The sequence below is a fragment of the Hymenobacter lapidarius genome (genome assembly GCF_001816145.1).
Lineage (GTDB): Bacteria > Bacteroidota > Bacteroidia > Cytophagales > Hymenobacteraceae > Hymenobacter > Hymenobacter lapidarius.
The window spans coordinates 1-12,149 of the sequence record NZ_MDZB01000155.1 but is presented as its reverse complement, the minus strand read 5'-3'; the positions used below and the strand labels follow the sequence as shown (position 1 = coordinate 12,149).

The following is a 12,149-nucleotide window of genomic DNA, read 5'->3' as shown; positions in this document are numbered from 1 at the left end:
GTGTAATTTGTTGCAAAGGTGGGCTTGATTTTTGAGCCCGTTCCCATTGCCCGGCTTCCACCAATTCTTTCCTGCCCGCTTATGCATCGTTTTACCCTGGGCGCTTTCCTTGGCCGGCCCGCCCCTTCGGCAGCAGAACTGGGGGCCCAGGCCCCGCCGGCACCCTCTGCCGCGCTATTCTTCATCACTGCTCACGTTGGTCTTTTTCTGGTCGCCGCCTTTGCCGCCCTTGGTGGGCTGGCCGGCGGGGTAGGCCGTTACGTCGCCCACGTAGTCGGGCGGGAAGCCGTTGATTTGCCGCCACAGCTCGTACCACACCGGCACGTCGTCGAGCAGGGCCCAGCCGTACACGCCCGAGCCCACGCGCAGCGGCGCCGGCCAGGCCTCGGTGCCGGGCTCGTGCGTCACCAGAATGCGGTATTGCCCCTGGCTGTCGATGTTGTCAATCACCTGTACCACGCCGCCGAAGGTGCCGAAGCTGCTGCCCGGCCAGCCCGTGAACACCAGCGCCGGCCAGCCGTCGAACTGCAGCCGCACCCGCCGGCCCACCCGCAGCAGCGGAATGTCCATGGGCTTCACGTACAGCTCGGCGGCCAGGCGCGGGTTGGCGGGCATCATCGTTATCAGGTCTTCGCCTTCCTTCACAATCTCGCCCTCGCCCTGCTTGAGGGCGCGCACTACGTAGCCCGTTTGGGGCGCCTTGATGAAGTAGAACCCGGCCCGGATGCTGAGGTTGGCCAGCTCGTTTTTCATTTTCGCAATCTGGCCTTCGGTGTCGAACTGGTAGCCCGTGGCCGAGCGTCGGTCGCTTTCGCTCTTGGCCAGCTTGTCGGCGTAGTCGGCATCGAGCGAGGTCAGCTCCAGGTTGGCGTTGAGGGCGTCCTGCTGCGCGGCGGCCAGCTTGTTGCGCACGGCCTGCAGCTTGGCGGTGCTTTCCTGAAACTTGAGGCGGCGCTGCTCCAGCTCGGTCAGGCTTTTGAGGCCCTGCTTGTAGAGGTACTCCTGGCGCTCCTGCTGGCGCTGGGCGATGGCGTAGTCGGCCTGGGCCGCCACCAAATCGGCCTGGTCCGAGCGAATTTTGAGGGCGGCCTGCTTCACCTTGTTGCGGGCCTTGGCCAGGCTGGCCTGCAGGGCGTTGCGCAGGGCCGCCTGCTGGTTGCCGAGGGCGCCGGTTTTGGCCGTGTTCTCGCGCAGGCTGTTTATTTTGGCTTGCAGCTGCTCGCGGGTGCGCTCTATCAGTTCGGGGTCGAAGTACTTGTCCTTGATTTCGACGATTTCGGCCAGCGTGTCGCCTTTCTGCACCAGCTGCCCTTCCTGTACCCGCCACGTCTTGATGCGCCCGCCAATGGTGCTGGGCACGGTTTGGGGCCGGTCCTGGGGGCGCAGGGTGGTGAGCTTGCCGGTTGAGCGGATGTTTTGCGTCCAGGGCAAAAACCCACAGGCCAGCACCAGCAGGCCGAGGCCCGCGGCCCAACGGGCCAGGGTGCGGCCCGAGCGCGGGGTGCGCACCCGCGTAAACGCCGTGAAGCGCTTGGCGTCGGGGTGGGTTTCGGGATTGGGGTGTTCGGCAAAAGGCATGCGGGGTGGGGGACTATTCGGTTAAAAACAACATCGCGACCGGGGCAGGGGCCGTGCTAGCTCGCATCCTGGCCCATCAACGCGCGATACGCCGGGGTTTCCTGCAGGTCTTCCCGTTGGCCTTCGGCCACCAGGCGGCCTTCTTCCAGAATGGCCACCCGGGGCAGCAGGGCCAGCAGCTCGGGCTGGGTGGTGGCCAGCACCACGGTCCAGGGAAGGTCAGGGGCCAGCAGGCGGCGCAGCACCCGCACCCGCTCGGCCAGCGAGGCAGCGGGCAGCAGCGTGTCGAGCAGCAGCAGGCGCGGCCGCCCCACCAGGGCCCGGGCCAGCAGCAGCTTCTGCGTGGCCCCCGAGCCCAGCGAGTAGCCCGGCCCCACGCGGGTCTGCAAACCGTCGGGACGGGCGTAGAGCTCGTCGTGCAACCCCACCAAGCCGATGGCCCAAGCCGCGTCGGTGGCCGTGAGGTGAGCTTGGTTCAGGGTGATGTTTTCGAGCACCGTGCCCGAGAACAGGTGCTGGTGGGCCAGGCTGTCGCCCACGGCCGCGGCCAGCGTGTCGGGGCTGAGGTCGACCAGCGACATGCCCCCGTACACGACCTGACCGGTGTAGCCGCCCAGCAGGCCCGCCATGAGGCGCAAGAGGGTGGTTTTGCCCGAGCCGTCGGTGCCCACCAGGGCCAGGTGGTCGCCCGCAGCCAGCGCAAACGACACCTGGTCGAGTACGGCGCGCGTGGCTTTGGGGTAGCGGTAGGTAAGCCCGCGCACGCTCACGGCCAGGCCGGTGCGGGCCTCGGCCGGCAGGGTGGCGATGCCCGCGCCGGGGGGCACCACCTCCAGGTCCAGCACGTGGCCAATTTTGTCCAGGGCCGTGAGGGCGTCGTACACCACGTCGATTTTGAGGATGAGCTTCTCGATGGCCCCAATGGTGAGGATGATGACGATTTCGGCCGCTACAAACTGGCCAATGTTCAGCTGTTTGTCAATCAGCAGCCAGCACCCGATGCCCAGCAACGCGGCCGTCACCAGCGTCTTGAACAGCACGAAGCCCCACGATTGGGTAATGAGCACCGCGAAGTGGTCATTGCGGGCCGCCAAGTGGCCGTTTAGCAGGTCGTCGGTGCGGCTCAAGGCCAGCCCCTGCCGGGCCGGCAGCCGGAAGCTGCCCACCGTGCGCGACACGTCTTCCAGCCAGGCCACTACCTGGTACTTGTACTTGCTCTCGGCGATGCTGGTGCGCAGCCCCCGCGAGCCCGTCACCGCTATCAGGGCATAGAGCAGCCCCACCAGCAGCAGGCCGAAGGCAATGAAAATGGGGTGGTAAAACGAAAGCAGCACCAGCCCGAACAGGATTTGCAGCCCGGCCGCCGAAAATTCGATGAGCATCGTGGCCAGGCCCTTTTGCAGGGTGGGCACGTCGAACAGCCGGTTCATCAGCTCGGGCAGGTATTCGCCCTCCAGGGCCTCGGCCCGCACCCGCGGCAGGCGCACGGCAAAGTCCAGGGCCACCCGCGCCATCAGCCGCTGCTGAATGAACTCCACCAGGTGTATCTGCATGATTTGCAGCCCGCCAACCAAGGCCGTGCCCAGTACAATCATCCCGATGAGCACCACCAACGAGGTGCTCACGGCCCCGCTGCTCACGAAGCCAATGACGGACTGCACCCCCAGCGGCAAGCTCAGGCTGATGATGCCGGCCAGCGTGGCGTACACGTAGAGGTAGGTGATGTCGCGCCGCTCAGCTGCCAGCAGCCGAAACAGGCGCTGAACGGGCGAGAGCGATGAAGAATCAGACATATAACAGAAGAAAGAGCCGTAAGGGAGTATTGAATAGGTGCACAACAACCAAAGTGCGGGTATTGATAGCCGGTCAGGCCAGTGGCACGGGTGGCGGTCCGGCGTCGCTGGCGGCGGCAGTGGTTGCTGCCGCCGTTGGAGCCGCGAGCGCAGCCAGCGCCAGGTGCTCCAGAAAGCAGCGCACGTTCTCGCCGGGGTCGGTGAGCGAAGGCAGGTGCTGCGCGTAGAAAAACTGGTTGCGCGCAGCTTCCAGCAGCGTGCTAACCAAAGCGTGCGAATGGGCGTAGCCGGGGTTTACTGCCTGTATCACGGCCACCAAGTCGGCCACCAGTCGCTTGTATTCGCGAAACAGGCCCGCGCGGTTGTCCGCGTCCACTTCCTTGGTCAGGTAGGCTTTGCTGGCCTCGGCCATCACCACGCGGTAAAGCGCGGCCTCGTCAAAATCAGGCGTGGCAGGGTCGTTGGTGCTGGCTTCGCACACGGCCCGCAGTGCATGGTGCAGGCGCTGGCACGGGTCCGACACATTGTGCAGGGCCACACTCATCCGAAACCGCAGCCACGACCAATGCCAGCTCACCAGGTAGGTGAGGAGGCGGTGCTTGTTTTCAAAATACCGATAAACCGAGGCCTCCGTGGAGCCGAGCAACGTAGCCAGTTTTTTAAACGTGAAGGCTTCAAAGCCGATTTCATCGAACAGCTGCACGCTGGCGGCCAGCACCCGGCGACCCAGGTCCGTGGTCTGGGGGTCGCGCAGGTACAAGTGGTTGTTGAGGTCGGGGCGCAGGAAAGGCCGCATGAACGGGGTGAAAAGGATATGGCGGAAGGAAGCGCAAAGGTAGCCGAAGGCAAAAGGGCATGAAAGTGATGCTATCATTTTTAATAGTATTATAATCTCACACGGCAGCACCTGCCTTGCGTAGTGCCGGTCGTGACCAGTGCCGTGCCGTTGCTTTTTGGCTAATTTTGTGTCGCTTTTCACTGCGGCGAGCTTTTTCCTGGTCCAATGACGTTCCCCTTCTCCCTGCCCAAACCCCTGCTGGGGTGGTTGATGGCCAGCTTACTGCTAGCCGGCCCCGCACTGGCCCAGACGCCGGCCAAGCCGCGCCCCACCGCCCCTGCGCCCGCGCCCCCGCCGATGCCCCCACCCGCTACCGCACCGGCAAAGCCCACCTGGACCAGGGCCGCTACGAAGCCGCACTAAAGACCCTGGAGCCCCTGGCGCAGCCCGGCGCCCGCTTCGCCCGGGCCGCCGATGCCGCCTACCTGGGCGCCGTGGCGGCTACCCGCCTCAAGCAGTGGCCCGAGGCCGAACAGCTGCTCAACCTGCTGCGCACGGAGTACCCCACCTACCCCAACATGCCGGATGTACTGCTCCTGCAAGGCCAGGTGTCGTTTGAGCAGGAGGACTTCGACACCGCCCTGAAAACGCTGGCCCTGATACCAGCCGAAAAGCTGACCCCGGAACGCGAAAACCTGAAGGCGACCTACGTGCAGCGCATCAAGGACCGCAACACTTGGCTGCGCCTGCTTCGCCGCCACCCCGACGACGCCACCCTGGCCCGCGCCTACGCCGACCGCCTGGTGACCGGCGGCGCCTACACCGACGCCGACCGCCCGGTGCTGGACGACCTCATCAGCAAGTTCAGTCTGGACCGTGCCCGCTACACCCCACGCCCCCGCGCCACCCGGAAAACCAGCTACAACGTGGGCGTCCTCCTGCCCTTCGAGCTAGCTGACCCCAGCTGGCAGACCCAGCGCAAAAACCAGTTCGTGACGGACCTCTACGCCGGCCTGCGCCTGGCCCAGGACAGCCTGCAGCGCGCCGGCTACCCGGTGCAACTGTTTGCTTACGACACCGGCGCCGACACCCTAACCCTGAAGCAGGTGCTGGCCCAGCCCGAACTGGCCGGCATGGACTTGCTCATTGGCCCGGTCTATAAGTCCGGGGCGCGCCTGCTGGCCCGCTACGCCCGCGAGCACCAGATAGTATGCGTCAACCCGCTGTCGGAAGATGGTGATTTGGTGCTCGATAACCCCTGGCATTTCCTTTATGGCCCCAGCACCGCCACCCAGGGCCGGGTAGCCGCGCAGTTTGCGCTCAGCGCCTTTGGGGCCGGCCGCCCCGGCGTTATTCTGCATGAAGACAACAAGGACGACGCGGCCTTTGCCACGGCCTACAAAGCGGCCTACGAGGCCCAGGGCGGCCAGATTGGCCAGCTACGGCGTTTCAATTCGGAGGTGGATGAGAGCCTGAGTGCCGCCTTCAGTGGCCTCGACCTGCCCAACACCGGCCACGTGGTGGTCTTTTCCGACAACCGCAAAGCTGGCCCCGCCACCTTCAAAGCCCTGCAGCTGCAGCCGCTGGCCAAGCGCCCCGCCCTGCTCTGCCCCGGCTCTTGGCTCAACAACACCCGGCTGGACTTGTCGCAGCTGGGCGCGCCGAACGTGTACTTCATCCATCCCAAGTACTACGACGAGACGGCTCCGGGTTTCCGCCGGTTCCGTCAGCTCTATTTGCAACGCCAGCGCGTGCCGCCGTCCCTTTACGCCAACCAAGGCTTCGAAATGCTGTTATACTTTGGCTCGACGCTCTTTCAGTACGGCCCGGCGTTCCAGGCTAGCCTGGCCACGGCTGCTCCCACGCCAGGTGCTGTTTTCGAAGGCGCAAGCTATTCGGGCGGCGCCCACGACAACCAGGTAGTGCCCGTAGTGAAGCTCAGCGGCCTCCAGCTGCAAGTGCTCCGGTAGCATTTCGGCGCGGCGCGCTGTGCTTGTCATTTGTTTACTGCCAGCTATTTGGCGGTGAGTGGGAGACAGCTTCCGGCTTACCTGCAACGTGGGCGTCGCACCCGCACCCTCATTAAATTCAACCTGATTCTCATTTTTTGATGCTCAATCTTACTACCTCCGCGGCCCTTTTTGAACGTGCTAAAAAACTGATTCCGGGCGGCGTAAACTCCCCGGTACGCGCCTTCCGTTCGGTGGGCGGCTCGCCGGTGTTCATGAAAAGCGCCCAGGGCGCCTGGCTGACCGACGTGGACGGCAACCGCTACGTGGACTTCATCAACTCCTGGGGGCCGATGATTCTGGGTCACGCGCCGCAGCTGGTGCTAGATGCCGTGAGCAAGGCCCTGCCCGATTCCCTGAGTTTTGGCGCGCCACCAACCGCGAAGTGGAAATGGCGGAGCTGATTCGGGACATGGTGCCCAGCATCGAAAAAGTGCGGCTTGTGAACTCCGGCACCGAAGCCTGCATGTCGGCCGTTCGGGTGGCGCGCGGCTACACCGGTCGCGCCAAAATCATCAAATTTGAAGGCTGCTACCACGGCCACGGAGACGCCTTTTTGATTGCGGCCGGCAGCGGCGCCCTCACAATGGGCGAGCCCGACTCGGCCGGCGTGACCCAGGGTGTGGCCCAGGACACCCTCACCGCTCCCTACAACGATTTGCCCGCCGTGGAGGCCCTCATTGCGGCCAACCCCGGCCAGATTGCCGCCCTCATCTTGGAGCCCGTTGTGGGCAACATGGGCCTGGTAGTGCCCGCCACTGGCTTCCTGGCCGGTCTGCGCGCGCTGTGCAACAACCACGACATCGTCCTCATTTTTGATGAAGTGATGACCGGCTTCCGGCTGGCTGCTGGCGGTGCCCAGGAGTTGTTCGGAATCACCCCGGACCTCACCACGCTGGGTAAAATCATTGGCGGCGGCCTGCCCGTGGGTGCTTATGGCGGCCGCGAAGAAATCATGAATTGGGTAGCCCCCGCGGGTAAAGTGTACCAGGCCGGCACGCTTTCCGGCAACCCCATGGCCACCGCCGCCGGCATGGCCCAGCTGCGCTACCTGCACGAGCATCCCGAGCTGTACCGCGACCTGGAGGCCACCAGCGCCCGCCTGGCCGATGGCACCCGCCAGATTGCCGCCGAGCTCGGCCTGAACTATACCGTGAACCGCGTGGGCTCCATGTTCAGCCTGTTTTTCACGAGCCAGCCAGTGCACAATTTGGAAGATGCCAAGCAGTGCGACACCGCCGCGTTTGGCCGCTACTTCCACGCCATGCTGGAGCGCGGCATCTACCTGGCGCCTTCGCAGTTCGAGGCCCTGTTTGTGTCCACTGCCATCAGCGAGGAGCTGGTAGAAATGTATCTCAAGGCCTGCCGCGAGTCGCTCGTAGAAGCGCACCGCGCAAAGTAGCGCGAAGTTTGAAAATTAAGTTTCGCAAAGGCCGCCTGGCAGTAATCAGCACGGTAGCGCACCGAAGGACTTTTGCCTTCGCGTGACTCGATTTTTACTTCGCGAAACATTGCGCGACCTTTGTATCATGTTAAAACAGTTATTTCTGGTTGTGCTGCTGCTATTGGCACAGCTGGGCCATGCCCAAACGCCCGCGGCAGCCAACAAGCGCCTCTTCGACAAAACCATTGACGAGCTGAACTTCCGCACCATGGAAACGGTGTACGACAAGTCGTTTACCCGTGGCAAGTTTCCCATTACGCTGCGCACCGCGGCGGCCCGCCGCAGCTTCGATGAGTTTGGCAACAACGCTGGACTCAAGCAGCTATTTATGAACTATAACGGCGTGGCCGAGCGCTACAAAAACCGCTACGGCAAAGGCCCCAACACCCTGGCCGAGTTTGAAAAGCAGCTCAAGTCGGTGCTGCTGGATAAAAACTTCGAATTCTTTATTCATAACCTGCCGCGCGACGAACGGGTGGCCCTCGTGCGGGCCGAGCAGCGCCTCATTCAGCAGGCCACGGCCCAGTTCAACGCCTCGGGTGCGCCCGAAGACGTGGCCGCCGTGCCGCCCGCCGATGTAGACGCCGAGCCCGAAGCCGCCGTGACGGCTCCCCTCACCACGCACGACGCCGCCGCCGGCCTAGCGGCGGGCAACGACGAGGAGCCCCTCACCAGCCAGAACGACGCTACACCAGGTGCGGCCTCGCGCCACGACTGGGTAGACTACTTCACCCTGCTGCTGAGCCTGACCAGCGTGGTGATGCTGGCTTATCTGATGACCATCGTGTTGCCGAACATGAGCCGCCGCATCAACAACCTGGCGGCCGACCCTGAGCCGGAGCCCGAGCCCCGCAGCTTTGTGAGCCGCCTGCGGCCCAACCGCTCGCCGGGCCTGCGCGAAGACCGGTACGAGGAAGACGAATACGACGACGAGCCCAGGGGCCCGAACCGCCCCCACGACGACGACTAGCGCCTGAATTTTTTACCTGCCGAGCAATTCCGTCTTCAAAAATTCAGCCCCACCAGTTCCCATGATTTTAACTGACCAGCAAATTCTCGCGGAAATCGAAAAAGGCACCATCGTCATCGAGCCTTACGACCGCAGCTGCCTGGGAACCAACTCCTACGACGTGCACCTCGGCCAGTACCTCTCCACCTACCGCGACGAGGTATTGGATGCCCGCAAGCACAACGAAATTGACACGTTCGAAATCCCGGAAACCGAAGGATTTGTGCTGCAGCCCGGCAAGCTCTACCTGGGCGTGACGCAGGAGTACACCGAAACGCACGCCACCGTACCGTTCCTCGAAGGCAAGAGCAGCGTGGGCCGATTGGGCATCGACATTCACGCCACGGCTGGCAAGGGCGACGTGGGTTTCTGCAACCATTGGACTCTGGAAATCAGCGTGTCGATGCCCGTCCGGGTGTACCGCCACATGCCCATCGGCCAGCTGATTTATTTCATGGTGCAGGGCAACGTCAACACGTTCTACAACCGCAAGCTGAACGCCAAATACAACGACCGCACCGACCGGCCAGTGGAGTCGATGATGTGGAAAAATAACTGGTAGCCCGTGCGGTAAAGGCAGATTGGGTGGTCAATTCCGAACCGGCCCGGTCATTTTTGCGTTTAAATAGTCCGACCAAAGGCAGTCTTAACTGGCCCGGTCCTTGCGTAAGAGTGTATCTAACCCCTACCATGATGACTACGAAAACCGCTTTTGCTTCTATGCTTCTGGCTCTCCTGGCCGGTGCCGCTTCCGCCCAGCAAGCCTCTGTTGCGACCACTGTGCAGGTGCGGGACAAGACTCAGTCTTCCCCACGTCTAAACCCGGTGGAGGCCCGTGCCGACCGCCTGAGCAATCAGATGGTGCGCGACCTGCGCCTCAACAACTACCAGGCAACCAAGCTCCGCGCCATCAACGAGGAGAAAATCGCTAAAATGGCCGCCATCGAGCGCAAAAACGCCGGCAACCAGAAACTCATTGATGAGCAGTGCAACGGCGTGTGCAAAGAGCGCGACCAGGAGTTGCAGGCCGTGTTGAGTAATGACCAGTACAGTAGCTACTTCGGTTCGCGGTCTACCTATTACAAGTATGATAAAGACTACGCCGCGCAGTCAGCCAGCATCATGCTGACCAACGCCGTGCAGAACCCAACCCCGGCGCGGGCCAACGACGCGACCATTGCCCCAACCAAACCCAAACCAGCTAATACCCCAGCTGGTAACCTGGGCCGTAATGCGCGCTAAATAGCCTCCTTTCCCCAAGGTTATTAAACCACAAAAAGGCCCCGTCGCGCAGTGCTACGGGGCCTTTTTGCTTGCAAGCGGTGCTCCTGTTAGTGAGTAAATTTTGGTTGCAGTAGTACGGCCAATCCGTGGCTGACAATCGAAAACGAGCGACCGTTTCACACTTGAACGACTGCCTAGCTGCTCTGCTCTTGCTTGTCCAGGTAATCCGAGAGCTCCTTGCACAGAGCGCGCATTTTGGCGGCCATTTCCTTGTCGTCGGTTGCCGTCACGATGTTCTCGGCCATCGAGCCAATGTTGTCGACCACGAAGCGCTTCATCTCGTCTACGGGCATATCCTTGGTCCAGAGGTCGATTTTCATGGTGCCCGCCTGTTCCCGGTCCCACAGCGCGATGTTAATGGCCTTGGCGAAGTGAATGTCTGGCCCCGCATCGGTGGCCGTCCAGCTAATGGCCTCGGGTACTTTATTGTCGTCGAGGGCAATGCTGAAGCGGATTTCTGATTTTTTCATAATGGGTGTCTAGAAACTATATAGTGGAACACCATACTGAGCGCAGCCGAAGCATCTCTACCGTGCAACTAATCAATTTTAGTGTTGCAGTAAAGATGCTTCGGCTGCGCTCAGCATGACGTTCTGGTAAAACGTTTTGGTTACACGTAGTTGTTCAGCATCACTGGCATCACCAGCATCAGGATGCTTTCGTTCTCATCGGCCTGGGTTGGCATCAGCAGGCCGGCGCGGTTGGGCGTGCTCAGCTCCAGGGTGATTTCTTCGGAGTCGATGTTCGAGAGCATTTCGAGCAGGAAGCGGGCGTTGAATCCGATTTCCATGTCTTCGCCGTCGTACTGGCAGGTGAGGGTTTCCTTGGCTTCGTTGCTGAAGTCCAGGTCTTCGGCCGAAACCACCAGCTCGGAGCCAGCCAGGCGCAGGCGCACCTGGTGGGTGGTTTTGTTGGAGTAGATGCTGATGCGGCGCACCGAATTCAGCAGCTCGGCGCGGTTGATGATGAGCTTGTTGGGGTTGCTCACCGGAATCACGTTTTCGTAGTCCGGGTACCGCTCGTCAATCAGGCGGCACACGAGGCGCATCTGGTTGAAGGAGAAAAAGGCGTTGCTCTGGTTGAACTCCATCTTCACCGGCGTGGCCTCGGAGGGCAGCGTGCCCTTCAGCAGGTTGAAGGCTTTGCGCGGGATAATGAGGTTGGCGGTTTGGCCAGCACCCACGTCCTGGCGGCGGTAGCGCAGCAGGCGGTGCCCGTCGGTGGCCACGAAGGTCACCTGCGAGTCGGCTAGCTGCACCAGAATGCCGGTCATGGCCGGGCGCAACTCGTCGGTGCTCACCGCAAAAATGGTTTTGTTGATGGCCCGGGCCAGTGACGACGACGGCATCTCGATGGGCGAGGAACCCTTCACCACCGGCACGCGGGGGAAGTCGGCGGCGTTTTCGCCGGCCAGCTTGTAGCGCCCGTTGGCCGAGCTGATTTCGATGGTGTAGGTTTCCTCGTCCAGCGTGAAGGTCACGGGCTGGTCGGGTAGGTTCTTGAGGGTGTCGAGCAGGATGCGGGCGGGCGCGGCAATGCGGCCGGTGTCGCGGGCCTCCACGGGCAGCTCGGTAATCATGCTCGTCTCCAGGTCGGAGGCGGTGATGGTGAGCTTACCAGCCTCAATCTCAAAGAGAAAGTTCTCCAGAATGGGCACCACGGGGTTGTTCGTAACCACGCCGTTGATGCTTTGCAGCTGCTTAAGCAGCGCGGAGGATGATACGATGAATTTCATGAGGCGAGGCTGGGGATAGGGGTTGGCGGGGGGCAAAGATAGGGGGTGGGGTTGGGGTTTGGAAGGGGAAGGAGGCTACAAGGCTTCTTTCAACGGGTCGTCTTACATTCGGCCAAACAAACCTTGATTAGCCATGCTGAAAGCTACCCTGCTGTCCGGATTTACAGAACTACCAGCCGAATTTGAAAAGGATACGCTTTTCTCTTGCCTGCGCGAAGTGAAGAATTTGGAGGACCAAATTCGAGTGAGTGGACGTGAAGAATTAATCACCGTGGATGAGGTTAAGCAGATTGTCAAACTGTATTTCAAGCAGAAAGCCGAATAGCTAACCTCATTTGACTCCAAACATGATTTCAGAACAGCAAATACTTGATGCTCTCGACCATTCCAATGACGTGTACTACTGCAATTTTCTTCCATTAAGCAGTCACGCAAAATTAATCGTATAGTTTTTTCCGACTCGTTTTAGGACGTATTCAATGCGTTGGAGCAAGGTTTGGTCGGATTGGTAGTCTTCCG

At 61.7% G+C, this 12,149-nt stretch carries 10 protein-coding genes and 1 pseudogene; 6 read left to right on the top strand and 5 right to left on the bottom strand.

Features of this window, described 5'->3' with window-relative positions; translation table 11 throughout:
- Nucleotides 1–174 precede the first annotated feature (174 nt).
- From BEN47_RS18220 to BEN47_RS18210, 3 genes are all read right to left on the bottom strand, one after another.
- Nucleotides 175–1,578 (bottom strand): HlyD family secretion protein, encoded by a 1,404-nt coding sequence (locus BEN47_RS18220; RefSeq protein ID WP_083322571.1) that lies wholly within the window; start codon nucleotides 1,576–1,578, stop codon nucleotides 175–177.
- 56 nt (nucleotides 1,579–1,634) lie between these two features.
- A complete protein-coding gene (locus tag BEN47_RS18215; protein WP_070730492.1) occupies nucleotides 1,635–3,371 on the bottom strand; it encodes a peptidase domain-containing ABC transporter in 1,737 nt (578 codons plus the stop codon).
- A 73-nt stretch (nucleotides 3,372–3,444) separates the two neighbouring features.
- Entirely contained in the window at nucleotides 3,445–4,167 is a 723-nt protein-coding gene (locus tag BEN47_RS18210; protein ID WP_070730490.1) for a TetR/AcrR family transcriptional regulator, read from the bottom strand.
- Nucleotides 4,168–4,412: 245 nt separating this feature from the next.
- Between BEN47_RS18210 and BEN47_RS18205 the strand changes: the two genes are divergently transcribed.
- The 5 genes and pseudogenes from BEN47_RS18205 to BEN47_RS18185 all read left to right on the top strand — a co-directional run bounded on the left by BEN47_RS18205 (nucleotide 4,413) and on the right by BEN47_RS18185 (nucleotide 9,853).
- Nucleotides 4,413–6,119 (top strand): ABC transporter substrate-binding protein, encoded by a 1,707-nt coding sequence (locus BEN47_RS18205; protein ID WP_083322570.1) that lies wholly within the window; start codon nucleotides 4,413–4,415, stop codon nucleotides 6,117–6,119.
- 140 nt (nucleotides 6,120–6,259) lie between these two features.
- Nucleotides 6,260–7,560: pseudogene (gene hemL, locus BEN47_RS18200) on the top strand (glutamate-1-semialdehyde 2,1-aminomutase).
- Between the two features lie 127 nt (nucleotides 7,561–7,687).
- A complete protein-coding gene (locus tag BEN47_RS18195; protein WP_070730488.1) occupies nucleotides 7,688–8,572 on the top strand; it encodes a hypothetical protein in 885 nt (294 codons plus the stop codon).
- Between the two features lie 61 nt (nucleotides 8,573–8,633).
- Complete coding sequence (dcd, locus tag BEN47_RS18190; RefSeq protein WP_070730486.1) at nucleotides 8,634–9,173, top strand: dCTP deaminase; 540 nt, start codon at nucleotides 8,634–8,636, stop codon at nucleotides 9,171–9,173.
- A gap of 158 nt (nucleotides 9,174–9,331) precedes the next feature.
- Nucleotides 9,332–9,853, top strand: coding sequence for a DUF4890 domain-containing protein (locus tag BEN47_RS18185; RefSeq protein WP_070730484.1), 522 nt, complete (start codon nucleotides 9,332–9,334; stop codon nucleotides 9,851–9,853).
- Nucleotides 9,854–10,029: 176 nt separating this feature from the next.
- On the opposite strand, the gene gldC is transcribed toward BEN47_RS18185, so the two are convergent.
- Both gldC and dnaN read right to left on the bottom strand, forming a co-directional pair.
- Complete coding sequence (gldC, locus tag BEN47_RS18180) at nucleotides 10,030–10,365, bottom strand: gliding motility protein GldC (RefSeq protein WP_070730482.1); 336 nt, start codon at nucleotides 10,363–10,365, stop codon at nucleotides 10,030–10,032.
- Between the two features lie 140 nt (nucleotides 10,366–10,505).
- Nucleotides 10,506–11,630: a DNA polymerase III subunit beta gene (gene dnaN, locus BEN47_RS18175; protein WP_070730480.1), complete on the bottom strand. Its 1,125-nt coding sequence runs from the start codon at nucleotides 11,628–11,630 to the stop codon at nucleotides 10,506–10,508.
- Between the two features lie 133 nt (nucleotides 11,631–11,763).
- Here dnaN and BEN47_RS18170 point away from each other — a divergent pair, with 133 nt between their 5' ends.
- A complete protein-coding gene (locus BEN47_RS18170; protein WP_070730478.1) occupies nucleotides 11,764–11,955 on the top strand; it encodes a hypothetical protein in 192 nt (63 codons plus the stop codon).
- Nucleotides 11,956–12,149 lie beyond the last annotated feature (194 nt).